The 23,819-nt window shown below is 68.2% G+C and carries 28 protein-coding genes; 18 read left to right on the top strand and 10 right to left on the bottom strand.

The window, feature by feature from the left end; genetic code table 11:
• Nucleotide 1 precedes the first annotated feature (1 nt).
• The 3 genes from HPS01S_RS19855 to HPS01S_RS19845 all read left to right on the top strand — a co-directional run bounded on the left by HPS01S_RS19855 (nt 2) and on the right by HPS01S_RS19845 (nt 2,055).
• Nucleotides 2-967, top strand: coding sequence for a DUF808 domain-containing protein (locus HPS01S_RS19855; protein ID WP_066160316.1), 966 nt, complete (start codon nt 2-4; stop codon nt 965-967).
• A gap of 123 nt (nt 968-1,090) precedes the next feature.
• Nucleotides 1,091-1,624 carry a hemerythrin domain-containing protein gene (locus HPS01S_RS19850; protein ID WP_066160315.1) on the top strand — a complete coding sequence of 178 codons (534 nt, stop codon included), beginning with the start codon at nt 1,091-1,093 and terminating at the stop codon, nt 1,622-1,624.
• 59 nt (nt 1,625-1,683) lie between these two features.
• Nucleotides 1,684-2,055, top strand: a complete 372-nt coding sequence (locus HPS01S_RS19845) for a hypothetical protein (RefSeq protein WP_066160390.1) — start codon at nt 1,684-1,686, stop codon at nt 2,053-2,055.
• 4 nt (nt 2,056-2,059) lie between these two features.
• Here HPS01S_RS19845 and HPS01S_RS19840 read toward each other — a convergent pair whose 3' ends face one another.
• A complete protein-coding gene (locus HPS01S_RS19840) occupies nt 2,060-4,039 on the bottom strand; it encodes a peptidase U32 family protein (RefSeq protein WP_066160312.1) in 1,980 nt (659 codons plus the stop codon).
• Between the two features lie 87 nt (nt 4,040-4,126).
• Here HPS01S_RS19840 and HPS01S_RS21895 point away from each other — a divergent pair, with 87 nt between their 5' ends.
• Together HPS01S_RS21895 and HPS01S_RS19830 are read left to right on the top strand one after the other, a co-directional pair.
• Nucleotides 4,127-4,882 carry an alpha/beta fold hydrolase gene (locus tag HPS01S_RS21895; RefSeq protein WP_066160310.1) on the top strand — a complete coding sequence of 252 codons (756 nt, stop codon included), beginning with the start codon at nt 4,127-4,129 and terminating at the stop codon, nt 4,880-4,882.
• A gap of 47 nt (nt 4,883-4,929) precedes the next feature.
• Nucleotides 4,930-5,628, top strand: a complete 699-nt coding sequence (locus tag HPS01S_RS19830; protein ID WP_157576479.1) for a heparan-alpha-glucosaminide N-acetyltransferase — start codon at nt 4,930-4,932, stop codon at nt 5,626-5,628.
• A gap of 6 nt (nt 5,629-5,634) precedes the next feature.
• Here the strand turns inward: HPS01S_RS19830 and HPS01S_RS19825 are convergent, their stop codons facing one another.
• From HPS01S_RS19825 to HPS01S_RS19800, 6 genes are all read right to left on the bottom strand, one after another.
• Nucleotides 5,635-6,279 (bottom strand): GntR family transcriptional regulator, encoded by a 645-nt coding sequence (locus HPS01S_RS19825; RefSeq protein ID WP_066160304.1) that lies wholly within the window; start codon nt 6,277-6,279, stop codon nt 5,635-5,637.
• The gene (locus tag HPS01S_RS19820) at nt 6,276-7,658 is read right to left on the bottom strand and encodes an aspartate aminotransferase family protein (RefSeq protein ID WP_066160302.1); all 1,383 of its coding nucleotides are present in this window, start codon (nt 7,656-7,658) and stop codon (nt 6,276-6,278) included. The genes HPS01S_RS19825 and HPS01S_RS19820 overlap by 4 nt, the downstream gene beginning before the upstream one ends.
• 13 nt (nt 7,659-7,671) lie before the next feature.
• Complete coding sequence (locus tag HPS01S_RS19815; protein ID WP_066160300.1) at nt 7,672-9,018, bottom strand: glutamine synthetase family protein; 1,347 nt, start codon at nt 9,016-9,018, stop codon at nt 7,672-7,674.
• 159 nt (nt 9,019-9,177) lie between these two features.
• Complete coding sequence (locus HPS01S_RS19810) at nt 9,178-9,957, bottom strand: peptidylprolyl isomerase (RefSeq protein WP_066160296.1); 780 nt, start codon at nt 9,955-9,957, stop codon at nt 9,178-9,180.
• 8 nt (nt 9,958-9,965) lie between these two features.
• The gene (locus HPS01S_RS19805; protein ID WP_066160293.1) at nt 9,966-10,247 is read right to left on the bottom strand and encodes a BolA family protein; all 282 of its coding nucleotides are present in this window, start codon (nt 10,245-10,247) and stop codon (nt 9,966-9,968) included.
• Complete coding sequence (locus tag HPS01S_RS19800) at nt 10,244-10,792, bottom strand: septation protein A (RefSeq protein ID WP_066160290.1); 549 nt, start codon at nt 10,790-10,792, stop codon at nt 10,244-10,246. The genes HPS01S_RS19805 and HPS01S_RS19800 overlap by 4 nt, the downstream gene beginning before the upstream one ends.
• 87 nt (nt 10,793-10,879) lie before the next feature.
• On the opposite strand from HPS01S_RS19800, the gene HPS01S_RS19795 reads away from it, so the two are divergent.
• From HPS01S_RS19795 to HPS01S_RS19780, 4 genes are all read left to right on the top strand, one after another.
• The gene (locus HPS01S_RS19795; RefSeq protein ID WP_066160287.1) at nt 10,880-11,857 is read left to right on the top strand and encodes a YcjF family protein; all 978 of its coding nucleotides are present in this window, start codon (nt 10,880-10,882) and stop codon (nt 11,855-11,857) included.
• Nucleotides 11,844-12,224 carry a hypothetical protein gene (locus tag HPS01S_RS19790; RefSeq protein WP_157576473.1) on the top strand — a complete coding sequence of 127 codons (381 nt, stop codon included), beginning with the start codon at nt 11,844-11,846 and terminating at the stop codon, nt 12,222-12,224. Before HPS01S_RS19795 ends, HPS01S_RS19790 begins: the two co-directional genes overlap by 14 nt.
• Entirely contained in the window at nt 12,221-12,799 is a 579-nt protein-coding gene (locus HPS01S_RS19785) for a DedA family protein (protein ID WP_066160280.1), read from the top strand. Before HPS01S_RS19790 ends, HPS01S_RS19785 begins: the two co-directional genes overlap by 4 nt.
• 83 nt (nt 12,800-12,882) lie before the next feature.
• Nucleotides 12,883-13,392 carry a hypothetical protein gene (locus HPS01S_RS19780; protein ID WP_066160277.1) on the top strand — a complete coding sequence of 170 codons (510 nt, stop codon included), beginning with the start codon at nt 12,883-12,885 and terminating at the stop codon, nt 13,390-13,392.
• A 15-nt stretch (nt 13,393-13,407) separates the two neighbouring features.
• On the opposite strand, the gene gbd is transcribed toward HPS01S_RS19780, so the two are convergent.
• Nucleotides 13,408-14,565, bottom strand: a complete 1,158-nt coding sequence (gene gbd, locus HPS01S_RS19775) for a 4-hydroxybutyrate dehydrogenase (protein WP_066160274.1) — start codon at nt 14,563-14,565, stop codon at nt 13,408-13,410.
• Between the two features lie 113 nt (nt 14,566-14,678).
• On the opposite strand from gbd, the gene HPS01S_RS19770 reads away from it, so the two are divergent.
• Nucleotides 14,679-15,665: an alpha/beta hydrolase gene (locus HPS01S_RS19770; protein WP_066160271.1), complete on the top strand. Its 987-nt coding sequence runs from the start codon at nt 14,679-14,681 to the stop codon at nt 15,663-15,665.
• 1 nt (nt 15,666) lies between these two features.
• Nucleotides 15,667-16,536 (top strand): YbgC/FadM family acyl-CoA thioesterase, encoded by an 870-nt coding sequence (locus HPS01S_RS19765; RefSeq protein WP_066160268.1) that lies wholly within the window; start codon nt 15,667-15,669, stop codon nt 16,534-16,536.
• A 13-nt stretch (nt 16,537-16,549) separates the two neighbouring features.
• On the opposite strand, the gene HPS01S_RS19760 is transcribed toward HPS01S_RS19765, so the two are convergent.
• Together HPS01S_RS19760 and ygfZ are read right to left on the bottom strand one after the other, a co-directional pair.
• Nucleotides 16,550-17,377, bottom strand: a complete 828-nt coding sequence (locus tag HPS01S_RS19760) for an NRDE family protein (RefSeq protein ID WP_066160265.1) — start codon at nt 17,375-17,377, stop codon at nt 16,550-16,552.
• A gap of 125 nt (nt 17,378-17,502) precedes the next feature.
• Entirely contained in the window at nt 17,503-18,438 is a 936-nt protein-coding gene (gene ygfZ, locus HPS01S_RS19755; RefSeq protein ID WP_066160262.1) for a CAF17-like 4Fe-4S cluster assembly/insertion protein YgfZ, read from the bottom strand.
• 70 nt (nt 18,439-18,508) lie between these two features.
• On the opposite strand from ygfZ, the gene mltG reads away from it, so the two are divergent.
• The 7 genes from mltG to HPS01S_RS19720 all read left to right on the top strand — a co-directional run bounded on the left by mltG (nt 18,509) and on the right by HPS01S_RS19720 (nt 23,801).
• Nucleotides 18,509-19,516 (top strand): endolytic transglycosylase MltG, encoded by a 1,008-nt coding sequence (mltG, locus tag HPS01S_RS19750; RefSeq protein ID WP_303741008.1) that lies wholly within the window; start codon nt 18,509-18,511, stop codon nt 19,514-19,516.
• Between the two features lie 6 nt (nt 19,517-19,522).
• The gene (gene tmk / locus HPS01S_RS19745; RefSeq protein WP_066160256.1) at nt 19,523-20,212 is read left to right on the top strand and encodes a dTMP kinase; all 690 of its coding nucleotides are present in this window, start codon (nt 19,523-19,525) and stop codon (nt 20,210-20,212) included.
• Entirely contained in the window at nt 20,209-21,240 is a 1,032-nt protein-coding gene (locus HPS01S_RS19740; RefSeq protein ID WP_066160253.1) for a DNA polymerase III delta subunit-related protein, read from the top strand. Before tmk ends, HPS01S_RS19740 begins: the two co-directional genes overlap by 4 nt.
• A 43-nt stretch (nt 21,241-21,283) precedes the next feature.
• Nucleotides 21,284-21,652 carry a PilZ domain-containing protein gene (locus HPS01S_RS19735; protein WP_066160247.1) on the top strand — a complete coding sequence of 123 codons (369 nt, stop codon included), beginning with the start codon at nt 21,284-21,286 and terminating at the stop codon, nt 21,650-21,652.
• A 67-nt stretch (nt 21,653-21,719) separates the two neighbouring features.
• Complete coding sequence (locus HPS01S_RS19730) at nt 21,720-22,520, top strand: TatD family hydrolase (RefSeq protein WP_066160244.1); 801 nt, start codon at nt 21,720-21,722, stop codon at nt 22,518-22,520.
• Nucleotides 22,521-23,201: an ankyrin repeat domain-containing protein gene (locus HPS01S_RS19725; RefSeq protein WP_306292794.1), complete on the top strand. Its 681-nt coding sequence runs from the start codon at nt 22,521-22,523 to the stop codon at nt 23,199-23,201.
• Between the two features lie 111 nt (nt 23,202-23,312).
• Nucleotides 23,313-23,801 carry a tripartite tricarboxylate transporter TctB family protein gene (locus tag HPS01S_RS19720; protein WP_066160241.1) on the top strand — a complete coding sequence of 163 codons (489 nt, stop codon included), beginning with the start codon at nt 23,313-23,315 and terminating at the stop codon, nt 23,799-23,801.
• Nucleotides 23,802-23,819: the final 18 nt, after the last annotated feature.

Here is a 23,819-nt window from a genome sequence, read left to right as displayed (position 1 = left end):
CATGGCCTCCAGCCTCCTCGCACTGCTTGACGACATCGCCACCCTGCTCGACGACGTGGCCACCATGACCAAGGTCGCGGCGCGCCAGAGCGTGTCGGCGGCTGATGACGTGGCGGCCATGACGCAGATGGCCGCGAAAAAAACGGCTGGCGTGCTGGGCGACGACCTGGCGCTCAACGCGCAGCAGGTGACGGGCGTGAACGCCGACCGCGAACTGCCGGTGGTCTGGGCGGTGGCCAAGGGCTCGCTGCTGAACAAGGCCATCCTGGTGCCGGCAGCCCTGGCCATCAGCGCGGTGGCGCCCTGGGCGATCACGCCGCTGCTGATGCTGGGCGGCCTGTTCCTCTGCTTCGAGGGTGCCGAGAAGCTGATGCACAAGTTCTTCCACGCCAAGGAAGACGACGACGCCCACCACGCCGAACTGGTGAAGGCCGTGAGCGACGAGAAGGTCGACCTGGTTGCCTTCGAGAAGGAGAAGATCAAGGGCGCCGTGCGCACCGACTTCATTCTCTCGGCCGAGATCATCGTCATCACCCTGGGCGCGGTCGCCACAGCACCCTTTGCCCAGCAGGTCGCGGTGCTGGTCGGCATCTCGCTGATCATGACCCTGGGCGTGTACGGCCTGGTCGGCGGCATCGTCAAGCTCGACGACGCGGGCCTGCACCTGAGCCGCAGCGGCTCATCCGCCACGCAAGCCTTCGGCCGAGGTCTGCTGGCCTTTGCGCCCTGGCTGATGAAGGCCCTGTCGGTGCTGGGTACGGCGGCGATGTTCCTGGTGGGCGGCGGCATCCTGCTGCACGGCGTGCCGGCGCTGGGACACGCGGTCGAGCACTGGGCGGAGGGCCTGGGTGCCATCGGAGGCGTGGTCAACAGTCTGGCCGGCGGTGTTTCCGGCCTCATTGCCGGCATCGTCTGCGTGCTGATGTTCAACGCATTCAACAAGCTGCGCGGCCAGTCCGCACACTGAATGAACAGGGGTAGGCCTTGACTTGTGTCAAGGCCTCAACAACGCGGTTGGCCCAGACTGGCATCCAGATCGTGAGTGTGCTGAAGACCGGCTTCGGTGCACACCAACCCGAGAGGAGCTGCCATGAACACCGCCGTTGACACCGACGCCCCGCTGAACAACTTCTCCAACTGCCACAGCGGCATCCTCAAGCGCCTGAACGCGCTGGACGAACTGCCCGCGTTGCTGGAACCCGCCGCACGCGCACGCCAGATCGCCGAGCAGTCGCTGGAGTTCTTCCGCGAAGCCATCTTCGAACATCATCTGGAAGAAGAGCGCGAGCTCTTTCCTGCGGTGATCGCCAGCGCAAAGCCCGGCGAAGAACTGGAGCGCGTGAAGGCGATGACCAAGCGCCTGACCGAGGAGCATCGCATGGTCGAGGCGCTGTGGAAGCGGCTGGAAAAGGGTCTCAAGCAGGTCGCCAAAGGCCAGAGCACCGATCTGGACATTGGCGAGGTGCAGCGTCTGGTCACCGAGTACACCGCGCACGCTGCCTACGAAGAGGCCGAGTTCCTGCCGCTGTCGGAGGTGATCCTGGGCCGCAACAGCAACCACATGGCCGCGCTGGGCCTGAGTCTGCACATGCGCCACGTCAAGCCGGTGGCGGCCTACATCTGATCCACCTGCAGCGCGCCATGGCCGCGGTTTGAGCGGGCATGGTCTACAGTTCGGGCGACATGAAAAATCGCCCTGGCAACCCTCATGATTCCCGCCCCGAACACTGGCGCGTCCAGAGCGCAGACGGGGTTGCGGTGCTCAACATCCCTGGCCTCAACGGCCGGGCCCGGGTGTTCGACGTGGACGCCGCTCTGCTGGTCGATGTGCCTGCCGACACCGGCGGCGCCTGGCTGGAGTTGACGGTGGAGTTCGATGGCCGGCGCCAGTGGTCGCGCCGCATTCCCGCCCACAACCCCGGCCAGACGGACAGCCTGGACTACCACCAGCGGATACGGCTGGAGGCCGAGCAGGGCCTGCGCATCCGGGCCATCGCCGCCGTCAAGGGCGTGCGGGTGCGGGAACTGGTAGTCGAGGCGCGCGAGGACGCCTGATGGCTCAGGCCGGGGTCGCCGGTCGCGTCCGGTAGAACGTCACCGGGCTTGCAGGCGCGGCGTTCATCACGCTGCGCTTGATCTTGCCGACCACGTGCATCTCGCAGGGCTTGCAGTCGAAGCGCAGGGTCAGCTTCTCCTTGCCGTTGATCAGCTGCATCGGCTCGGCCTTCACCGTGCCCTGCACACCGGTCACGCCCTTGGCCTGCTTGGGGCAGAGGCTGAGACTGAAACGCACGCAGTGCTTGGTGATCATCAGGCTGACTTCGCCTTCTTCCTCGTGGCTCTCGTAGGCGGCTGCGATCACCTTCACACCGTGTTTCGCATAGAAGTCGCGCGCCTTGTGGTTGAACACGTTGGCGAGATACGTGAGCGTGTCTTCCGGATAGTTGACGGGCGGTTCGACCGGCTTGGCGCGCGGCAGGCGGTGCCAGGCCGCTGCGCGAGCCGCTTCCAGGCGCTCCACCGCGTCGCGGCGCAGGGCGTTGAGCTGTGAGGCGGGCACGAAGCGCGGACCGTTCAGGTTCAGCGCCACGTCCAGCGGCTGGAACAGGGTGTCGCCCAGGCGTGAGAGGTTCTCGCGCAACTTGGCCTCGGCCTGGCTCGGGTCCTTGGCGTCTTGCAAGGCGCCGGGCAGGGTGGCGGTGCCGCTGTGGCCGTCTTCGTCGGTGATGGTCAGCGTCAGGCCGTCGGCGGTTTCGTCCAGGGCCAGCCAGGCACCGATGCGGCGCTCGGCCGACTTCTTCTCCAGCCCGCGCACCCAGTCCATGTCCCGGTTGCGGTTGATCTGCACGCCCTTGCGCAGGTCTTTGAAACCCTCCATCGGGTCTTTGGGGAATACCCGCCACAGGCCCTTCTTGTTGACCGCTTCGGCCCGGTTGATCTGCAGGCCCACCAGTTCCTTCTGCAGGTCCAGGTAGCACAGGCCGTCGCCGTTGTGGATCACGGTGTCCTTGTCGTCGGTCTGCAGTTCGACGAAGTTCGGGCCGGTGGTGGTGACAAAACCGATCGGGCGGCCGGGATTCTTGGGCGTGTCGAAGGCGCCGATGTCTTCCTTGCGGCCCTGCACGAAGTAGTCGGTGAACTCGCGGTTGAAGTTCTGGTTCGGATCGGGCTGGAAGTGGAAGGTGCATTCGCCGCTGCTGGCGCGCGCCAGTTCGGGGCGTTCTTCAAGGATCTCGTCCAGCAGTACCCGGTAGTGCGCGGTGATGTTCTTGACGTAGGCCATGTCCTTGTAGCGGCCTTCGATCTTGAAGCTGCGCACGCCGGCGTCGATGATCTCGCGCAGGTTGTCGCTCTGGTTGTTGTCCTTCATCGAGAGCACGTGCTTGTCGTGCGCCACGATGCGGCCCTGGCTGTCTTTCACCTCATAGGGCAGGCGGCAGGCCTGCGAGCAGTCGCCGCGGTTGGCGCTGCGGCCCGTGTGGGCGTGGCTGATGTAGCACTGGCCGCTGTAGGCCACGCAGAGTGCGCCGTGCACGAAGAACTCGAGGATGGCGCGGCCGGGCGCGTCCTTCGGGCCGAGCGCGGCGTCGATGGCGGCGATCTGCTGCAGCGTGAGTTCGCGCGCCAGCACGATCTGGGACAGGCCGGCGTCCTGCAGGAAGCGCGCTTTCTCGGGCGTGCGGATGTCGGTCTGGGTGCTGGCGTGCAGCTGGATCGGTGGCAGGTCGATTTCCAGCAGGCCCATGTCCTGCACGATGAGTGCGTCCACGCCGGCGTCGTAAAGCTGCCAGGCCAGCTTGCGCGCCGGCTCCAGCTCGTCGTCGCGCAGGATGGTGTTCATCGTCACGAAGATGCGGCTGTTGTAGCGGTGCGCGTGCCGCGCGAGGCGGGCGATGTCGGCCACGCTGTTGTCGGCGCTGGTGCGTGCGCCGAAGGACGGGCCGCCGATGTAGACCGCGTCGGCCCCGTGGTTCACGGCCTCGATGCCGATGTCGGCGTCGCGGGCGGGGGCAAGCAGTTCGAGCTGGTGGGGCAACATGGTGGCGCAAAAAAAGAGGCAGAGCAGGCAGAATCGGGACCACTGACGGCCCCGCAAATCAACCCGATATTGTCCCGGAGATCGCCCATGCCTGCATCCCACGACCCCTCCAGCACCGCCATCGTCCTCGTCCACGGCTCCTGGCACGGCGCCTGGTGCTGGAAGCGGGTGCTGCCGCTGCTGCGCGGCGCCGGTGTGGACACCCACGCCGTCACCCTCACTGGCGTGGGCGAACGGGCCCACCTGCTGAGCCCGACAGTCGGCATCAACACCCACATCCAGGACGTGATCGGGCTGATCGAAGCCGAGGAACTGGAGCGGGTGGTGCTGGTCGGCCACAGCTACGCGGGCAACCTGATCACCTGCGTGGCCGACCGCCTGCAGCGCGCGCACCCCGGCCTGCTGCAGCACCTGGTCTATCTGGATGCGGGCGTTCCAGACCCCGGCAACAGCTGGAGCACGCCCCACTCGGCGGAGACCGTGGCCAAGCGGGCCGCCGAGGCGCAGCGCAGCAGCGGCGGGCTGAGTTTCCCGCCGCCAGACGCGAGCGTGTTCGGACTGGAAGGCGCCGACCGCGACTGGGTCAACCGCCGCCAGACGCCGCAGCCCTACCGCCTGTACCACGAGACCCTGCTGTTCGACCCGGCGCTGGTGTGGTCCATCCCGCACAGCTTCATCGACTGCACGAACCCGCCGCTGGCCACCATCGACGCCGCCCGCAAGCGCGTGCGCAGCGAGCCGGGCTGGACGGTGTACGAGCTGGCGACCGGCCACGACCCGATGGTCAGCGCGCCGCGCGAACTGGCACAGCTGCTGCTGAAGGTGCATTCGAGTTGCCGGTGAAGGCCACCGCGCGCCTGGACCGCATCGACCTGCTGCGTGCGGTGGCGATGCTGTGGATGACCGCCTTCCATTTCTGCTTCGACCTCAACCACTTCGGCTTCATTCAGCAGGACTTCTACGACGACCCGTTCTGGACCTGGCAGCGCACGTTCATCGTGAGCCTGTTCCTGTTCACCGCCGGGCTGTCGCAGGCGGTGGCGCTGCAGCAGGGGCAGGGCTGGCCGCGGTTCTGGAAGCGCTGGGCGCAGGTGGCGGGTGGGGCGCTGCTGGTGAGCATTGGCTCCTGGCTGATGTTCCCGGACACCTTCATCTACTTTGGCATTCTGCACGGCATTGCGGCCATGCTGGTCCTGGTGCGACTGACGGCCGGCTGGGGCGCCTGGCTCTGGCCGCTCGGGGCAATCGCGGTGTCGATGAAGTGGATCGCGCCACTGGTGATCGGCGCGCTGCCGTCGCTGGCGTTCCTGAACCAGCCGGGCTGGAACGCGCTGGGCTTCATCAGCGAGCTGCCGGTGACCGAGGACTACGCTCCGGTGCTGCCCTGGCTGGGCGTGATGTGGTGGGGCGTCGCCGCCGGGCGCTGGGCGCTGGCACACCGACCGCAATGGCTGGGCGCGGGCGACGCGGCGGCCACCGGGCTGCGCCGCTCTCTGGTGGTGCTGGGGCGCTGGAGCCTGTCGTACTACCTGCTGCACCAGCCGGTGATGATCGGCCTGCTGGCGGCCTTCGTCTGGTGGCGCGGCTGAGCCGGTTCAGGCGCAGAACGGCCGCAGGAACTGCGCGGCCACGAACAAGTCCTTCTCAATCGCGCGCCGCACGCCGGCGCTGTCGCGCAGGCGCAGCGCCATCACCGCGTCGCCGTGGGCGTCGTTGATCACGCGCTGCGAGGCTTCCACCTCGAACAGCCTGTTCGACAGCGGCCCGACCTTGAGCCAGACGGTCTCGATCAGCGAGAGCAGGGTGGGGGAGGCGGCGGCCTGGTACAGGCGCAGGTGGAACAGCTCGTTGGCGTCGAGATAGCCCTTGGCATCACCGGCCTTGAGCGCCTCGCGCATGCGCTGCTCCAGCGCCAGCAGCTCGGCCACACCGGTGGCGTCGAGCCGGTGGGCGCCACGCTCGGCCGCTTCGCCTTCCAGCAGCAGCCGGGTCTGCAGCACATCGTCGAACTCGGCCAGCGAGAGTTTGGGCACCTGCATGCCGGCGTGGGGCACGTTGACCAGCGCACCCTCGGCCGCCAGCCGCTGCAGCGCGGCGCGCACCGGCATCACGCCCACGCCCAGCTTCTCGGCGATGGCGTGGATTTTCAGCCGCTCCCCCGGCAGGAACTGGCCCACGGTGACCCACTGGCGCAACCGCGCATAGGTCTCGTCCTGCTGGGTCGGGGCGGGGGTCTTCATGCCTTCTGCGTGATCTGGGTCAGCGCCTCGTCGAGCGCGCCGATCAGCTGCGCGACGTGCTCGTCGGTGGTCTGCGGGCAGACCAGCATCATGTTGTGGAAGGGCGTGATCATGACGCCGCGGTTGAGCAGGCCAAGGTGGATCAGGTGCTCCAGCTCGCCGTCGAGGATGCGGTCGGCTTCGCTGCCGTTCCTGGGCGGGGTCGGGCAGAACTGGAACTCGGTGCGCGCGCCGACCTGGGTCACGCACCAGGGCAGGCCATGCCGCGCGATCACCTCCCGCAGCCCGGCAGCCAGCCGCTGCGCCAGTGCCAGCATGTGCCCGTAGGCGGCCGGGGTCATGACCTCGGTGAGAGCCGCGCGCATCGCGGCCATGGCCAGCATGTTGCCGGTCAGCGTGGTGCCGATGCCGCTGTGGCCCGGTGGGGCCTCGCGCTTGGCCCGTTCGACGCGGGCCGCCAGTTCGGCGCTCATGCCGTAGACCGCGCAGGGTACGCCGCCGCCCACCGGTTTGCCGAGCACCAAGGCATCGGGAGCGATGCCTTGGGCGCGGGCGTAGCCGCCAGGGCCGGTGCTGATGGTGTGGGTCTCGTCCATCACCAGCAGCGTGCCGTGGCGGCGGATGATCTGCTGAGCTTCGGCCCAGTAGCCGGGCTCGGGCAGCACCATACCGATGTTGGTCATCACCGGTTCGGCCAGCACGCAGGCCACGTCACCATCAGCCAGTGCGGCGTCGAGCGCGGCCAGGTCGTTGAACTCGACCACCACGGTGGTGTCCAGCAGGTTGTGCACCTGGCCCAGCAGGCTGTCGCGCTGCACCGGCCGACCATCCACCAGATCGACGAACACGTCCTCGATGGTGCCGTGGTAGCAGCCGTTGAAGACCAGGATCTTCTTGCGCCCCGTGGCGGCACGGAGCCAGCGCACGATGTAGCGGTTGGCATCGGTGGCGCTCATCGCGAACTGCCACACCGGCAGGCCGAAGCGCTGCGCCAGCTGTTCGCCGACCACGGCCGCGTCCTCGGTGGCCAGCATGGTGGTGAAGCCCCGGGTGGCCTGGCGGGCGACGGCGGCCGCCACCGGCGCGGGCGAATGGCCGAACATGGCGCCGGTGTCGCCCAGGCAGAAGTCGGTCAGTGTGTGGCCGTCGACGTCGGTCACCTGGGCGCCGCTGGCGTGGTCGACGTGCAGCGCGAACGGCGTGCCCCAGTCGTTCATCCAGTGCAGCGGCACCCCGAACAGCAGGTGGTCGCGGGCGCGGGCGGCGAGGGCCGCCGATCGTGGGTGGGCCTCGTGAAAACGGGCGCGCTCCTGCGCGAGGAAGGTCTGTGCGCGCGGCCAGTCCAGGCCGGTGCGGGTGGGTCGTTGTTCTTGCGTCATGGGGGGTGTCTCCTCAGACCAGCAGCAGCAGGTGCTCGCGCTCCCAGGAGCTGATCACGCGGTTGTAGGTGGCGTATTCCAGTTCCTTGACCGCGAGGAAGGCGTCGATGAAGGCACCACCGAAGACATCGCGCAGCGCTTCGCACTCGCGCATGCGGCGGATCGAGTCCTCCATGTGGCTGGGCAGGTCCTGGTCGCTGTCCCAGGCACTGGTTTTCATCGGCTCGCTGGGCTGGCGCTTCTCCATCAGCCCCAGGTAACCGGCACCCAGCGTCGCAGCCATGGCCAGGTACGGGTTCACGTCCACGCCCGGCACGCGGTTCTCCACCCGGCGGTTGGCGGCGTCGGACTCCGGCACGCGGATGCCGCAGGTGCGGTTGTCGTAGCCCCACTGCACATTGATCGGCGCCGACATGTAGCGCGAGAGGCGCCGGTAGGAGTTCACATAGGGCGCCAGCATCGGCATCACCTGCGGCACGTAGCGCTGCAGGCCGGCGATGAAGTGGCGGAAATGCGGCGTTACCGCGCCGTCCTCTTCGCTGAAGATGTTGCGGCCGGTGGCGCGGTCCAGGATGCTCTGGTGGATGTGCATCGCGCTGCCCGGCTCGGCCTCCATCGGCTTGGCCATGAAGGTGGCGAAGATGCCGTGGCGCAGCGCCGTTTCCCGCACGGTGCGCTTGAACAGGAACACCCGGTCGGCCAGGTCCATGGCATCACCGTGGGTGAAGTTGATCTCCATCTGGCCGGCGCCGGCCTCGTGGATCAGGGTCTCGACGCCCAGGCGGTGCACCTCGCAGAAGCGCGAGAGCTCCAGGAAGAAGGGGTCGAAGTCGTTGACGGCATCGATCGAGTACGACTGCCGGCCGGCCTCGGGTTTGCCGGTGCGGCCCAGCGGCGGTTGCAGCGGCTCGTGCGGGTTCTGCTGGCGGGCGACCAGGTAGAACTCCATCTCGGGCGCCACCACCGGCTGCCAGCCCTGTGCGTCGTACAGCGCCAGCACCCGGCGCAGCACGCTGCGGGGCGAGAGCGCCACCGGCGAGCCGTCGAACTCCTCGCAGTCGTGGATGATGACCGCGACCTGTTCGGCTGCCCAGGGCACCATGCGCGCCGTCGACAGGTCGGGCACGCAGACCATGTCGGGGTCGGTGTCGCCGACGAACTCGGCGTTGTCGGGCTGCTGGCCGTTGACGGTGTTGAGCAGCACGCTCTTGGGCAGGCGCATGTGCCCGGAGCTGAGGAACAGATCCTTGGGGAGGATCTTGCCGCGGGCGATCCCGGTCATGTCGGGAATCACGCACTCGACCTCGTGGATGCGGTGCTCGCTCAGGAAGCTGTGGATGTCGGTGGGGGGCGCGTTCATGGTTGGATTTGATCAAATGGATGCCGAATTGTGGCATCCAAACCACCTGGTTCTAATATTTGATCAAATCCAATCCGATCGGCGTGGCCAGATCCACTTCCTCGCGGCCACAAAAAAAGCGCGGACCACGCCGCGCTTTTTTTAGGAGAACGCCGATCCTTACTGGATCTTGGCCTTCTCGCGCAGCGAGCGCTGGAAGTCGCCCAGCTTCTGCTGCTGCATCTGCTGCGCGATCTGCGGCTTGAGTTCTTCAAAGGTCGGCAGCTTGGCCTGGCGCACGTCGTCGACACGGATGATGTGGTAACCGAACTGGCTCTTGACCGGCTCCTGGGTCATCTGACCCTTGTCGAGTTTGATCATGGCCTCGGAGAACTCGGTCACGTAGCTGGCGGCATTGGCCCAGTCCAGGTCACCACCGTTGGCACCGGAGCCCGGGTCCTTGGACTTGGCCTTGGCCTGGTCTTCGAACTTGGCGCCACCCTTGATGGCCGCAATGATGGCCTTGGCCTCATCTTCCTTCTCAACGAGGATGTGGCGTGCGCGGTACTCCTTGCCGCCGTTGGCCGCGGCGAACTTGTCGTACTCGGCCTGCAGGTCGGCGTCGGACACCGGGTTCTTCTTCTGGTAGTCGGCGAACAGGGCGCGGATCATGATGGTCTGGCGGGCCAGTTCCATCTGCTCCTTGTATTCCGGCGTGGCGGCAATACCGCGCTTCTGGGCTTCCTGCATGAAGACTTCGCGCAGGATGACTTCTTCCTTGATCTGGGCGCGGGTGGCCTCGTCGATCGGACGACCTGAGGCTGCAATCTGCTGCTCCAGCGCGGTGACTCGGCTGCTGGGCACGGCCTTGCCGTTGACGATGGCGACGTTCTGGGCCATGGCCAGAGGAGCGGCAGCGATCAGGGCCGCGGCGGTCAGGGCCGACAGGGAGAATTTCATGGTGTGGATCAGGTGAGGATTTCGATGGCCAGCGCGTGCAGGCCGGCGTCGGTGAAATTGCGCAGCGCATCATACACAAGGCGGTGTTGCGCCACGCGGCTCTTGCCGGTGAAGGCGGGGGCGGCGATGCGCACCCGGAAATGGGTTCCATAGCCCAAGCCGTTGGCGCCGGCGTGCCCGGCGTGGGCCGCGCTTTCGTCGATGACTTCCAGCCGGGTCGGGCTGAGGGCAGCGTCCAGGGCGGCCTGCAGCGCGGCCGCGGTGGGCACGAACAGTTGGTCCGGGATCATGAGCCGGTCCCCGCTTCGGTGTCGCTCTTGAGGTAGCGGGCGATGTACAGGCCCTGGCCGACGATGAACACCACCGGGAACACGTAGCCCCAGAGCTTGAAGTTCACCCAGTCCTCGGTGGAGTAGTAGGCCGCGACGTAGGCGTTGATGGCGGCCATGAACAGGAAATAGCCGATCCAGATCACGGTCAGGCGCGACCACACCGGCGCCGGCAGGCTGAGCTGGCTGCCCAGGAGGATCTGCAGGAAGTTCTTCTTCCAGACCCACAGCGCCGCGGCCAGCACAATCGCCATGCTCGCGTAGAGCACGGTGGGCTTCCACTTGATGAAGCGCTCGTCGTGCAGCAGCAGCGTGAGGGCTCCGAACACCAGCACCAGCAGCAGCGTCACTTTCTGCAGCGTCTGCAGCCGCTTGTCGATGCCGTAGATGATGCCGGTCTGCACCACGGTGGCGGCCATGAGCACGCCGGTCGCGGTGTAGATGTCGCCAAACTTGTAGGCGGCCACAAACAGCGCAATGGGGAAAAAGTCGATCAGGAAACGCATGCGGGGATTATCGGGGCTGGCACCGGGAACCCGGGCGGCAGGGGTTGCTCTACAGTGCTCCGAGTCATCTACAAAGGAATACGTTCCATGGATCTGAAAGAACAGCAAGCCATCCTCACCATCGCCTTGCTCGCAGCCTTTGCCGACGGCGACAAGGCCGACAGCGAGCGCGAGGCCGTGCGGCGCCTGGCGGAGTCGCTGGGCCGCGAGGCCGGGGGTGCGGCGCTGGCGGGTTTGTATCAGGATGTGCTGCTCAAGCGGGTGACGCTCGCCGATGCCGTGGCCGCCTTGCGCGACCCGGCCCAGCGCCAGCTGGCCTATGAAATGGCGGTGTGTGTCTGCGACGCCGACGGGCGGCAGAACGCGGCGGAAACCGCGTTTCTGTCGGACCTGAAGTCCCGCCTGGCCCTGGACGCGGGCCGCGCCCAGGCCTTCGAGCAGGAGGCCGACGCGGTGCTCACGGCCGCAGCCGCCGCCGCGCCTGTGAGCGCGCCGGTGCCAGTGGCCGCTCAGGTACCAACGGGCACGCAGGCCGCTGATCCCGCGCAAGAAGCCGCCCTGGACAAGACCATCCTGAATGCGGCCCTGCTCAACGGCGCGCTGGAACTGCTGCCGCAGTCCTGGGCCTCGATGGCCATCATCCCGCTGCAGGTGCGCATGGTCTACAACATCGGCCGCGCCCACGGCATCGAACTCGACCAAGGCCACATCAAGGAGTTCATCACCACTGTCGGCGTGGGCCTGACCTCCCAGTACGTGGAGCAGTTCGGCCGCAAGCTCCTGGGTGGCCTGCTGGGCAAGGTGGCCGGTCGCACCATCGGCGGGATCGGCGGCGTGGCCACCGGCATGGCGATGTCGTTTGCCACCACCTATGCGCTCGGCCAGGTGGCCCGGCGTTATTACGCCGGCGGTCGCGTCATGAGCACGGCGCTGCTGCAGCAGACCTTCCAGCAGCTGCTGACCCCGGCCCAGCAGATGCAGACCCAGTACCTGCCCCAGATGAAGGACCTTTCGCGCACGCTGGACATGGGCAAGGTGCTGGGGATGGTGCGTGGCCAGCCCTGAAGGCGCACCAAGACCGGCGCGCTGGCCGCGTCGGCTCGCCGTGGCGGCGCTGGTGGTCGGCCTGCTGCTGATGAGCGTGTTCGCCTGGCGCGCCTGGCGCCAGCACGACTACCAGACGCGCCTGGCCGCAGGCGAGATCCAGGTCGAGACGCTGCGCGGCTGGATGACTCTTTCTTATATAGAGCGGGTGCATGGCGTGCCGGAGGCCCAGGTGCGCGAGGCGCTGGGCCTGCCGGCGTCCGGCGGCGACGACCTCAGCCTTCACGACTGGTTCGGCGCGCAAGGCATCGACCCGTTGGAGGGGCGCAAGAAGGTCGAGGCGCTGATTCTGGCGCGCCGGTCAGCGCTGCAGGAGCCTGATCGGTGAGCGACCTCAGCGGTGCGCTGCTGACGGCCTTGATCAACCAGGGCCAGTGGCTGCTGGCCTCCGTGCTGTTCCTGGCTGCGCTGGGCGTGCCGCTGCCGGCCACCATGCTGCTGCTGGCCGCCGGCGCCTTTGCCCGTCAGGGTGTGCTCGAACCCGTGACGTCGGCCGCGACCGGTGTGGCCGCCGCGGTGGCGGGGGACATGGGCTGCTATCTCGCAGGCCGGCTGATGGGCCAGCGCCTGCCGCTGTCGTGGCGCACCGGTCCGGTCTGGCTGCGGGCGGCCGACACGTTTACCCGCCAGGGCGCCTGGGCGGTGCTGCTGACCCGCTTCCTGCTGACCCCGCTGGCGCTGCCGGTCAACCTGCTGGCCGGCAGCACCCGTTTTCCCTGGCACAGGTTCCTGCTGCCGGTGCTGGTGGGGGAACTGGTCTGGGTGGCGCTGTTCGGTGGGCTCGGTTACGTGTTCGCCGATCGCTGGGAATGGGTCAGCGCCTGGGCGGAGGACTCGGTGGGCCTTCTGCTGGGCGGGCTGCTCGCCGCCGCGGGTTTGTGGGGGCTCTGGCGCCTGCGTTGAGCTTTCGCACGGGTGAATCGGGCAGAATCCGGTCGCCTGAAGATGCTTTCGGCACCCCATCACCCAAGAGAAGGACTCCTCCGATGACCAAGCCCCTGCGTTTCCCGCTGATCGCCGCGACCCTGGCCGCCACCGCTCTGCTTGCCGCCTGCGGCGGTGGTGACGACGATCCATCGGTGGAGGGAGACAGCTCCGGCGACGTGGTGGCGAAGTACATCGGCACCTGGGAGTCCGACTGCTACGCCGACAGCGGCGCGTCCGCCAAGGTCCGTGCCGACTTCACCAAGACCTCGGCCACCAGCTTCAGCGGCAACGTGGTCGCCTACGGCTACATCGGCAGCTCCTGCTCCGGCCCCAGCGTCAAGGACGAGAAGGTGCTGACCAACCTGTCGATGAACCACGCCGGCACCAAGGCCATCTCCGGTGTGACCGCCGACAAGTTCAATGGCGCCGCCGACCAGGGCAACGGCAAGCTGGTCATGTACACCGACGGCAGCACGCTCCAGCTGGGCGACGTGGACGCCAGCAAGGACGCCGAGGGCTACCCCAACAGCTTCTACGAAAGCCGCTACACCCTCAAGCGCCGCAACTGACGCGGCGGGCGGGCCTCACATCGAGGCCCGCAGCATGTCCCGGTAGTCTTCCGCGCTGGCCAGCCGCGGATTGGTCTTGTGGCAGTGGTCCGCCAGCGCACCCTGGATCACCCGGTCGAACAGGTCCTCGGTCACACCCAGCGCCGCCAGCCCTGCGGGCAACCCCAGCCGGGCGTTCATCGACCGGATCGCCTCGCCCAGCCGCTGCGCCGACCCCGCCGCATCGCCGTCGTCCGGCAGGCCCATGGCATGGGCCATGCGCTGCAGGCGCCGCTCCTTCTGCACACTCTCGGCGCCCGCGTTGAAGGCGATCACGGCGGGCAGGAAGAGGGCGTTGAGCGTGCCGTGATGCAGCCTCGGGTTCACGCCGCCCAGGCTGTGGCTCAGGCTGTGCACGCAGCCCAGCCCCTTCTGGAACGCCATCGCTCCCTGCATGGACGCGCTCATCATGTTCAGCCGCGCCTCCCGGTCTTGCCCATCGTTGGTCGCGCGTTCGATGTGTGACCAGCCACGCTGCAGGCCATCGAGCGCGATGCCGTCGGCCGGCGGGTTGAAGGCCGGCGCCATGAAGGTTTCCATGCAGTGTGCGATCGCGTCCATGCCGGTGGCGGCGGTCAGCAGGGGCGGCAGGCCGAGCGTGAGCGACGGGTCGAGGATGGCGGTCTTGGGCACCAGGTGCCAGCTGTGAAAACCCAGCTTGCGGCCATCGTCGACGATGACAATGGCGCCGCGCGCCACCTCGCTGCCGGTGCCGGCCGTGGTCGGCACGGCGATCAGCGGCAGCACGGCCGGGGTGATCTTGGGCGAGCCGCCTTCGATGGTGGCGTAGGTCTTGAGCGGGCCTTCGTGGGTGGCGGCGATGGCCACGCCCTTGGCGCAGTCGATCGAGCTGCCACCGCCCAGGGCGATCAGGCCGTCGCAGGCGCCGGCCTTGCAGGCCAGGACCGCTGCGCGCACCGCCGACTCGTTCGGGTTGCCCGGCGTCTGGTCGAACACCGCCACCGGCCAGCCGGGCAGGGCGGCCAGCGCCCGGTCCAGCAGGCCTGCGGCCTTGACGCCCGCGTCCGTCACGATCAGCGGCCGGGTGATGCCCGCCCGGGTGCATTCGGCGGCCAGCTGCGCCAGCGCCCCGTCTTCGATCAGGATGTTCGTCACATACAGAATTTGCGCCATGGCCTGTCTCGCTCGTTGTGTGGAATGGCGAAAACTATACGGGTGCAGGACAGGCCCACCAAGGTCGCGCAGTGGGCAGCGGGTCACGCAAAAGACAGCCACAATGCCGGCCCATGTCGCACCACCATCCCAATCCCCGGTCGCTGCTCACGCCCGCCATGCGCGGACTGATCGACCGCATCGCCCGCGCCGGGCACCCGCCGCTGCACGCCCTGAGCCCGGACCAGGCCAAGGCCGCCTACGCCGCCGGCGCGGGTGTGGTGGACATCCCGTCGCACAAGCTGGCGCGGGTCGAGGACCTCGTGATCCCCGCGCGCGATGGCTTTGAGCTGCCGGCGCGCCTGTACGCGCCCGCCAGCGAACAGCCCCTGCCGGTGCTGCTGTACCTGCACGGTGGCGGTTTCACCGTCGGCAACATCGCCACCCACGAGCCGCTGTGCCGCCACCTCGCGCACCTGGCGCACTGCGCCGTGGTGTCGCTGGACTACCGGCTGGCGCCCGAATGGAAGTTCCCCACCGCGGTGCACGACGCCTGGGACGCGCTGGCCTGGCTGCGCGACAAGGCCACGTCCTTGGGGCTGGACGGCACGCGCATCGCCGTCGGCGGGGACAGCGCTGGCGGCACCCTGGCCGCGGTCACCGCCATCGCCGCGCGAGACGCAGGCTGGCCGCTGGCGCTGCAGCTGCTGTTCTACCCCGGCACCGCCGGCCACCAGAACACGCCCAGCCACAAGACCTTCGCCCACGGCTTCATCCTCGAAGAGCCGCACATCAGCTATTTCTTCGGCCACTACCTGCGCGGCCCGCAGGACCGCGACGACTGGCGTTTTGCCCCGCTGGACGGGGTCGACGAGGCGGGCCAGGTGCGCGACCTCGACGGCGTGGCGCCCGCCTGGATCGGCCTGGCCGAGTGCGACAGCCTGACCGACGAGGGCGTGATGTACGCCGACCGGCTGCGCATGGCGGGTGTGCCGGTGGACCTGGAGATCTACGCCGGCGTGGTGCACGGCTTCATCCAGTTCGGCCGCGCCATTCCCACCGCCCTGACCGCCCACAACGACGCCGCACGCGCACTGCGCCACGCTTTCGGAGACCAATGACATGCCCGCAATGTCCCGCGCCGACTTCCGCTTCTTCCACCGCCTGCGCGTGCGCTGGGCCGAGGTGGACATGCAGAAAATCGTTTTCAATGCCCACTACCTGATGTACTTCGACACCGCCATCACCGACTACTGGCGGGCGGTGGCGCTGCCCTACGAAGAGTCCATGCACCGGCTCGGTGGGGACCTCTACGTCGTCAAGGCCACGGTGGAGTTCCACGCCTCGGCGCGCATGGACGACCAGATCGACGTGGCCATGAAATGCAGCCGCATCGGCACCTCGTCGCTCACCTTCACCGGCGCGATCTTCCGCGGCGACCAGCACCTGATCTCGGGCGAACTGGTCTATGTGTTCGCCGACCCGGCCACCCAGACATCACGCCCGGTGCCGCAGGCACTGCGCGACACCCTGATGGGCTACGAGGCCGGCGAGGCGGTGGCGGCGGTCCGCGTCGGCGACTGGGCCACGCTGGGCACCGACGCGCGGGCGGTCCGCACCGAGGTGTTTGTCGACGAACAGCAGATCCCCAAGGACCTGGAGCAGGACGCGGCCGACGCCACTGCGGTGCACGCCGTGGTCCACAACCGCCTGGGCCAGGCGGTCGCCACCGGGCGCCTGATTCCCACCGGCACGCCGGGCGTCTCGCAGGTGGGGCGGCTGGCGGTCAAGCGCGTGCTGCGCGGCGGCTCGCTGGGTCGGCAGGTGCTGCAGGCCTTGACCGAGGCGGCCCGTGCGCGCGGCGACCGAGAGGTGCTGCTGCATGCGCAAAGCAGCGCCATCGGCTTCTACGACCGGCTGGGCTGGCAGCGGCGCGGGCCGGCGTTCGAGGAAGCCGGCATCCCGCACCAGGAGATGTTCCTGCCGCTGTGAGCGGCGCGGCCGCTCAGGCCAGGCGCAGCCGGCGCGGCTGGGTGTCGGTCCAGCGGTGCGGGCCGGCCGGCGGCGGCGTGTGGGTCCACTCGGTGAAGTCGGCGCTGAAACCCTGGTCATGGCGCGCCACGCTCAGCAGCAGGCTGCTGCGGGTGCCGTAGCCACGGTCGGCCATGTCGACGAAGGGGCTGGACAGCGCGCGCTCCAGCTCGACGGGCACGCCGGTGTTGGGCAGTTCGGCCGGCGGCCGGATGTCGCGGTCGGCCAGCGCGGCCACCAGCGGCGACGGCGTGTCCGGCCTCGCCGCGAGGGCTTCGTCCAGTGCCCGCTTCAGCCGCAGGGTTTTGGGCCAGGGGGTGTCGAGCGCCGCGTTGGACAGGCCGTAGACGCCCGGCGCCAGCCGCCGGTGGTGCAGGTGGTCGGTCTGTTCTTCATGGGGTTGGGCCGGGTCACGGTTGCTCACCCAGGCCCAGAATCCGCTGGCCAGATCACCGACCACGAGGTTGAAGCCGCCGTAGTCGGCTGCGGTCACGCCGGACAGCAGCGCATCCCAGGAGTTGCCGGACTGCAGCCAGCGCGTGGTCAGCTCACCGCGGCTGCGGCGGCCCGGGCCGGGGTTCGCACTGCGCACATTGGTCAGCATGGCCACTCGACCGGCTTCGCTCATGCCCAGCCAGGTGCCGCCGTCGCGCAGATCGCGACCCGCGATGACACCGGTGCCGTCGGGCAGGGCCCAGCGGTGCAGCGGCTCGGTGGGCCGCTCAAAGAATTCGTCGCGGTTGGCCGCCAGCAGCAGGGGCTGGGCCGGGTCAGTGCCGATGGCGAAGGCGATCAGGCACATGGCGTCCCGCACAGCGGCGGAGCGTGGGGGAGGGGAATCCGGCGCCGGGCCGCCCCAAGCCGGATTCGCGCCCCCTCGGGGGGCAGCGACCCGCGCAGCGGAGGAGCGTGGGGGCCCATGTTCCTTCAAACATCCGCCAGCAGCGGGTAGGGCAGGGGCTGCAGCGTGAGCAACGGACCATCGGCGGCGCCCAGGCGCAGCGCGCCGCCTTCAGCCGCACTGGTCTGCATCGACACCATGGCGCTCCAGCCGCCCGCGGGCGAGGCCGCCGCAGCGACCACGGTGCCACAGGGCTGGGACGGGTCGCCGTCGTGGAACACCTCCTGGCCAGCTGCCATGGGCGCATCCCCGAACACCGGGTAGGCCCGGCGCTTGAGCGTGCCACGGAACTGGCTGCGCGCCACCACCTCCTGGCCGGGGTAGCAACCCTTCTTGAAGTTCACGCCGCCGACCGATTCCATGTTCACCATCTGCGGCACGAAGGCCTCGACCACCGGCTGGCTCAGCAGCGGCACACCGGCCACCACGTCCAGCCAGTCCCAGGCAGCGCCGTCGAGCGCCGGGCCGGCGGGCGGTTCCACCCCGGCCGGCGCAACCCAGAGGGCACGGGCGATGCTGTCGGCGGGATACAGGCGCACCAGCTGCGCACCGTCGGCGTCCAGCTTGCTCCAGGGCGCTGCGGGCAGGGCGGCGGGCACCGCGTCACCGACCAGACCGCGCAACTGGAACTCGGCACTGGCGTCGGTGAGCTTGACCTTGGCGCGCAGCACAAACATGGACAGGCGCTTGAGCGTCGCCGGGAGCAGGTCGGCATGACACACGAGCAGGATCTCGTCGTGCGTGCGCTTGAAGCCGATGAAACTGGCCAGCAGCCGGCCCTTGGCGGTGCAGAACCCGGCCAGCCGGGCTTCGGACAGCCCCAGCAGGGAGAAGTCGTTGGTCAGCTGGCCGTGCAGGAACTTGGCGGCCTCTTCGCCCTGGGCGCGGATGACGCCGAGCCGGGGCAGCAAGGCCACGCCGCGCAGGGCGTTGGCAGGGGGGAATTCGGGGGCTTGGGACATGATCGGTCGATTATCATGCGCCGTCCTGCGACCCGCCCCGGCGTCCGCCAAGCCCCCATTTCCTGCTGTGATACGACTGCTCTCCCGGCTCCTGCTGTTGACACTTCTGCTGGCCGGGATGCTGGTGGGCGGCGCCTGGTGGTGGCTGGGCCAGCCGCTGGTGCTGCCCGCCACCACCACCGCCGAACAACCGCTGGCCGTGGAGATCCCGCCCGGCGCCTCGGCACGGGGCGTGGCCAGCGCGCTGACCGGCGCGGGCGTTCAGGCACCACCGCTGCTGCTGCAAGCCTGGTTCCGCCTGTCGGGCCAGTCGCGCGCCATCAAGGCCGGCATCTATGAAATCCAGCCCGGCGCCACGCCGCGCAGCCTGCTGAGGCAACTGGTGCGGGGTGAGCAGGCGCTGCGCAGCCTGACGCTGCTCGAAGGCTGGAACTTCCGCGAACTGATGGCCGCAGTGCGCGCTTCACCCGACCTGACCCAGGACCTGGAAGGGCTGGATGGCGCGGGCATCATGGCCAAGATCGGCTATCCGGGGCGCCACCCCGAAGGCCGCTTCTTTCCGGATACCTACCGCATGGTCCGCCAGGCCCCTGCGTCCAGCGTGCTGAAACAGGCGGCCCAGGCCATGGAGCAGCGGCTGGCCCAAGCCTGGGAGCAGCGCGACCCGGCGACCCTGCTGCGTTCGCCCGACGAGGCGCTGATCCTGGCCAGCATCATCGAGAAAGAGACCGGTGCCGAAGCCGACCGCGCCATGGTCGGTGGCGTGTTCAACAACCGCTTGCGCATCGGCATGCGCCTGCAGACCGACCCGACCGTGATCTATGGCCTGGGCGAACGCTTCGACGGCAACCTGCGCAAGATCGACCTGCAGACCGACACCCCCTACAACAGCTACACCCGTGCCGGCCTGCCGCCGACGCCGATCTCCATGCCCGGCTGGGCCTCGCTGCTCGCGGCGGTGAAACCGGCTGACACCCGGGCCCTGTATTTCGTGGCGCGTGGCGACGGCAGCAGCCAGTTCAGCACCAACCTCGACGAACACAACGCGGCGGTGCGCAAGTTCCAGCTGCAGAAGTGAACCACCATGAGTCCTGAAGCAACCGTCTCGCGCTGCCTGTTCATCAGCTTCGAAGGCATCGACGGTGCCGGCAAGTCGACCCACATCGAAGGGCTGGCCAAGGCCTTCCGGGACCAGGGCCGCACCGTCACGCTCACGCGCGAGCCGGGCGGCACGCCGCTGGCCGAAAAGCTGCGGGCCATGGTGCTGGGCGATCCGATGGACCCGCTGACCGAATCGCTGCTGGTGTTCGCGGCGCGGCGCGACCACCTGGTCACGGTGATCGAACCGGCCCTGGCGCGCGGCGAGGTGGTGTTGTGCGACCGCTTCACCGACGCCACCTTCGCCTACCAGGGCGGAGGACGGGGCTTTGACCTGGAGGTGTTGGGCACTCTGGAGCGCTGGGTGCAGACCACATCCGCCTCAGTGAGCGGTCTGCGCCAGCCCGACCTGACGGTCTGGTTCGACCTGCCACCCGAAATCGCCGCCGCCCGCCTGGCCGACGCCCGCATGCCCGACCGCTTCGAAGCCCAGCCGCTCGAGTTCTTCCGGCGCGTGGCGGCCGGATACGCCGCCCGCGCCGAGGCAGAGCCGGCGCGTTTCGCCCGCATCCAGGCCGACCAGACCCGCCACCAGGTCTGGCAGCAACTGACCGCGACCTTCGTGCGCCGCGGCTGGCTGTCCATCATGGTGGCCACCAACAGCGGACCGGCATGACCAACGCCTTGGACGCCCCCTGGCTGCTGAAACAGCGCGAACGCCTGCTGGCGCAGCGCGGCCACGCCTGGCTGCTGCAGGGCCCCAGCGGTCTGGGCCAGTACGCGCTTGGCCTGTCGCTGGCCCAGGCTTGGCTGTGTGAACAACCCACCGCCCACGGCGCTTGTGGGATCTGCGAGAGCTGCCACCTGGTCGGCAGCCGCTCGCATCCCGACTTGGTGGTGCTGATGCCCGAGACCGAGATGCTGGCGCGGGGCTGGCCGCTGTCCGAATCGGCACAGAAAGAAGTCGACGACAAGAAGCGCAAGCCCAGCAAGGAAATCCGCGTCGAGGCCATGCGCGACATGGTGGCCTTCGCGCAGCGCACCAGCGCGCGCGGCCGCGGCACGGCGGTGCTGGTGTACCCGGCCGAGCGCATGAACACGGTCACAGCCAACGCCTTGCTCAAGACCCTGGAAGAGCCGGCCGGCGACACCCGGTTCGTGCTGGCCAGCGAGTCGGCCCATCAGCTGCTGCCTACCATCCGCAGCCGCTGCCAGGCCCACGCCTTGGTCTGGCCCTCGGACGGCGAGGCCATCGCCTGGCTCCAGGCGGGGGCCCAAAAGGCTGGGTTGAAAGAGGTCGGTGAGGCCGAGGCCCGGGCCTGGCTGCAGGCCGCCGGAGGGCGGCCGGAAGATGCCCTGGCCTGGGCGCAGTCCGGACTGACCGCCGCCCGCTGGTCGCAGTTGCCCCAGGCGCTGGCGCGAGGCGACTGGGCGCTGGTGTCGGACTGGTCCGCCCCGCAGCAGTTGGCCATGCTGCAGAAGCTCTGCCACGACCTGATGTCGGTGGCGGCCGGTGCGGCGCCGCGGTTCTTTCCCGCCGACTGCCTGCCGCCGGCGCCTCGGTGGGCTGTGCTGGCTCGCTGGTCCAAAGCGCTGACCGAAGCTGCACGCACGGTCGAACACCCCTACAACGCAGGCCTGATGCAGGAAGCCTGGGTGGCGGCCACGCGACAGGTGCTCACGCCCCGTGCTGCGCGCGCCTGACGAGCCGATTGACCCACGCCATTTGCCGCTAAACTTGTCCGCCATGAGCACCAGCCCGAGCCAGCCTGCCTCTTCACGCCCCAGCGTGATCCAGCTCTCCATCAAGGAGAAAGCGGCTCTCTACGCAGCGTACATCCCGCTGTTCACCGACGGGGGCATTTTCATTCCCTCGTCCCGTGACTACCGGATCGGTGACGACGTCTATGTGCTCCTGAGCCTGCCCGACGATCCGCAGCGTTACCCCGTCGCCGGCAAGGTGGCCTGGGTGACGCCGGCCAAGGCGCAAGGTGGCCGCACCCAGGGCGTGGGCATCCGTTTTCCGGCGGACGAAAAATCCCGTCACCTGAAGATCAAGATCGAGGAAATCCTCGGTTCGGCGCTGGCCTCCGAGAAGCCGACACAGACGATGTGACCGTCGCAGGCGCCGGTCCCCCCTTCTGTTTTCCGCCTTGTCCCGGGCACCGCCTGCGGCCACCGCCATGTTCACCGACTCCCACTGCCACCTCAGCTTTCCCGAACTGACCGAGCAACTGCCAGCCATCCTGCAGGCGATGCAGGAGGCACAGGTGGACCGTGCGCTGTGCATCTGCACCACGCTGGAAGAATTCGACTCGGTGCATGCCCTGGCCCGCGACCACCACCAGCTGTGGGCCACGGTCGGCGTGCATCCCGACAACGAGGGCGTGCAGGAGCCCACACTGGACGACCTGCTGGCGGGCGCGGCACGCAAGAAGGTGGTGGGCATTGGCGAGACGGGGCTGGACTACTACCGGCTCAACGGCCGCAGCGTGGCCGAAATGGAATGGCAGCGCGAGCGGTTCCGGGTCCACATCCGCGCCGCGCGGCAGACCGGGTTGCCGCTGGTGATCCACACCCGCAGCGCGTCGGACGACACCCTGGCCATCCTGCGCGAGGAGGGCGGCTTCGCAGGCAGCGCATCCAGTCCGGTGTCGCGGGGAGTGTTCCACTGCTTCACCGAGACGGCGGAAGTGGCGCGGGCCGCCCTGGATCTGGGTTTCTACATTTCCTTCTCCGGCATCCTGACCTTCCGCAATGCGGCCGACCTGCGGGAGGTCGCGCGCTTTGTCCCGATCGACCGTATTCTCATTGAGACCGACAGCCCCTACCTGGCACCGGTGCCGCACCGCGGCAAGACCAACAACCCGTCGTATGTGCCGCATGTGGCCCGCCAGATCGCCGAGATCAAGGGGCTGGAGGTCGAGGCTGTGGCCGAAACGACGAGCCGGAACTTCGAGCAGTTGTTTGACCGGGCGGTCTGAATGCTGATGCTGAACATGAGGAAATTTAAAAAGTACATTGTTTTCAATGTATTTTTCATGTTTTTCAGTTTAGGATTTGCAGGCTCATTCGAAGACTTCTTCAAAGCAGCCGAGCTGGACAACGAGTCGGCGGTGGTGGCGCTGGCGTTGCGCGGCTTCGATCTCAACAGCCAGAACGAAAAAGGCGATTCAGGCCTTCATGTCGGAGCGCGCGAAGGCTCGCTGAAGGTGGTGAGCTTCCTGCTGACCCAGCGTGCTGTCCGTGTGGAGCTGCACAACCGCCAGGGAGAAAGCCCCCTGATGATTGCCGCCATCAAGGGGCATCTGGACATCGCCCGCCAGCTGATCCGGCGCGGTGCCGAAGTCAACAAGCCCGGATGGACGCCGCTGCACTACGCGGCGTCGCGGGCCGAGCCCGACAGCGCCGACATGGTTCGGTTGCTGCTGGAACATCACGCCTACATCGACGCGGAGTCGCCCAACCGTTCCACGCCGCTCATGCTGGCTGCGATGTACGGCAACCGCGATCTGGTGCCCTTGCTGCTGGAAGAGGGGGCCGACCCGTCGTTGCGCAACGACCAGGGACTCACCGCCGTCGACTTCGCCCGCCGCGCCGAGCGCGATGACCTGGCCGAGCTGATCGCCCAGAGACTGCGGCAGCGCCGCGCTCCGGGCCGGTGAAATACCGCCCGTCGCATCAGCGACTGCCGCCTCATCCGTAGGTGTAACCCACATGGGGATCGGGACGAATGCCCCCCAGAATCGCCATGTTCTTATTCCGAGGAGACAGCCGTGGCGATAGCCAGTCAAAAAGACTTTGTTTCGGGACTCATGTTCATGACCGTGGGCGGTTCATTCGCCTGGGGTGCGGTGGACTACGAAATCGGAGAAGCCGCACGCATGGGACCGGGGTACTTCCCCTTCATGCTCGGCCTCCTCCTGGTGTTGCTGGGTGCACTGGTCACCTTCAACTCGTTCAAGTCCGGCCCTCCGGGAGGCGACAAGATCGGCGCCATCGCCTGGAGACCTCTGGCCTTCATTCTGGGTGCCAACCTGCTGTTCGGCGCTTTGCTGGTGGGGCTGCCCTCGCTCGGCATTCCGGCATTCGGCCTGATCGTGGCCATCTATGGTCTGGTCATCATGGCCGGCTATGCCCGCGAAGGCGCCAAGCTCAAGGAGTCGGTGATTCTCGCCACCATCCTCGCCATCGGTAGCTACCTGGCCTTCGTGAAGATGCTGAACCTGCAGTTCCCCGTGCTGCCCTGGTTCTTGGCCAACTGAACCCGAGGAGAACAACAA

Origin of the sequence: Hydrogenophaga pseudoflava NBRC 102511 (assembly GCF_001592285.1) — a bacterium.
Lineage (GTDB): Bacteria > Pseudomonadota > Gammaproteobacteria > Burkholderiales > Burkholderiaceae_C > Hydrogenophaga > Hydrogenophaga pseudoflava.
This window is presented reverse-complemented; position numbering and strand designations above follow the sequence as displayed.

Coding starts and splice junctions, on each gene's coding strand:
- HPS01S_RS19800 (WP_066160290.1), bottom strand. CDS start 10,792: ATGCGTTTCCTGATCGACTTTTTCCCCATTGCGCTGTTTGTGGCCGCC.
- HPS01S_RS19820 (WP_066160302.1), bottom strand. CDS start 7,658: ATGACGCAAGAACAACGACCCACCCGCACCGGCCTGGACTGGCCGCGC.
- HPS01S_RS19795 (WP_066160287.1), top strand. CDS start 10,880: ATGGATCTGAAAGAACAGCAAGCCATCCTCACCATCGCCTTGCTCGCA.
- HPS01S_RS19805 (WP_066160293.1), bottom strand. CDS start 10,247: ATGATCCCGGACCAACTGTTCGTGCCCACCGCGGCCGCGCTGCAGGCC.
- HPS01S_RS21895 (WP_066160310.1), top strand. CDS start 4,127: ATGCCTGCATCCCACGACCCCTCCAGCACCGCCATCGTCCTCGTCCAC.
- HPS01S_RS19735 (WP_066160247.1), top strand. CDS start 21,284: ATGAGCACCAGCCCGAGCCAGCCTGCCTCTTCACGCCCCAGCGTGATC.
- HPS01S_RS19810 (WP_066160296.1), bottom strand. CDS start 9,957: ATGAAATTCTCCCTGTCGGCCCTGACCGCCGCGGCCCTGATCGCTGCC.
- HPS01S_RS19850 (WP_066160315.1), top strand. CDS start 1,091: ATGAACACCGCCGTTGACACCGACGCCCCGCTGAACAACTTCTCCAAC.
- HPS01S_RS19780 (WP_066160277.1), top strand. CDS start 12,883: ATGACCAAGCCCCTGCGTTTCCCGCTGATCGCCGCGACCCTGGCCGCC.
- HPS01S_RS19830 (WP_157576479.1), top strand. CDS start 4,930: ATGCTGTGGATGACCGCCTTCCATTTCTGCTTCGACCTCAACCACTTC.
- HPS01S_RS19770 (WP_066160271.1), top strand. CDS start 14,679: ATGTCGCACCACCATCCCAATCCCCGGTCGCTGCTCACGCCCGCCATG.
- HPS01S_RS19725 (WP_306292794.1), top strand. CDS start 22,521: ATGCTGATGCTGAACATGAGGAAATTTAAAAAGTACATTGTTTTCAAT.
- HPS01S_RS19815 (WP_066160300.1), bottom strand. CDS start 9,018: ATGAACGCGCCCCCCACCGACATCCACAGCTTCCTGAGCGAGCACCGC.
- HPS01S_RS19840 (WP_066160312.1), bottom strand. CDS start 4,039: ATGTTGCCCCACCAGCTCGAACTGCTTGCCCCCGCCCGCGACGCCGAC.
- HPS01S_RS19740 (WP_066160253.1), top strand. CDS start 20,209: ATGACCAACGCCTTGGACGCCCCCTGGCTGCTGAAACAGCGCGAACGC.
- tmk (WP_066160256.1), top strand. CDS start 19,523: ATGAGTCCTGAAGCAACCGTCTCGCGCTGCCTGTTCATCAGCTTCGAA.
- HPS01S_RS19765 (WP_066160268.1), top strand. CDS start 15,667: ATGCCCGCAATGTCCCGCGCCGACTTCCGCTTCTTCCACCGCCTGCGC.
- HPS01S_RS19760 (WP_066160265.1), bottom strand. CDS start 17,377: ATGTGCCTGATCGCCTTCGCCATCGGCACTGACCCGGCCCAGCCCCTG.
- HPS01S_RS19730 (WP_066160244.1), top strand. CDS start 21,720: ATGTTCACCGACTCCCACTGCCACCTCAGCTTTCCCGAACTGACCGAG.
- gbd (WP_066160274.1), bottom strand. CDS start 14,565: ATGGCGCAAATTCTGTATGTGACGAACATCCTGATCGAAGACGGGGCG.
- ygfZ (WP_066160262.1), bottom strand. CDS start 18,438: ATGTCCCAAGCCCCCGAATTCCCCCCTGCCAACGCCCTGCGCGGCGTG.
- HPS01S_RS19825 (WP_066160304.1), bottom strand. CDS start 6,279: ATGAAGACCCCCGCCCCGACCCAGCAGGACGAGACCTATGCGCGGTTG.
- HPS01S_RS19845 (WP_066160390.1), top strand. CDS start 1,684: ATGAAAAATCGCCCTGGCAACCCTCATGATTCCCGCCCCGAACACTGG.
- HPS01S_RS19855 (WP_066160316.1), top strand. CDS start 2: ATGGCCTCCAGCCTCCTCGCACTGCTTGACGACATCGCCACCCTGCTC.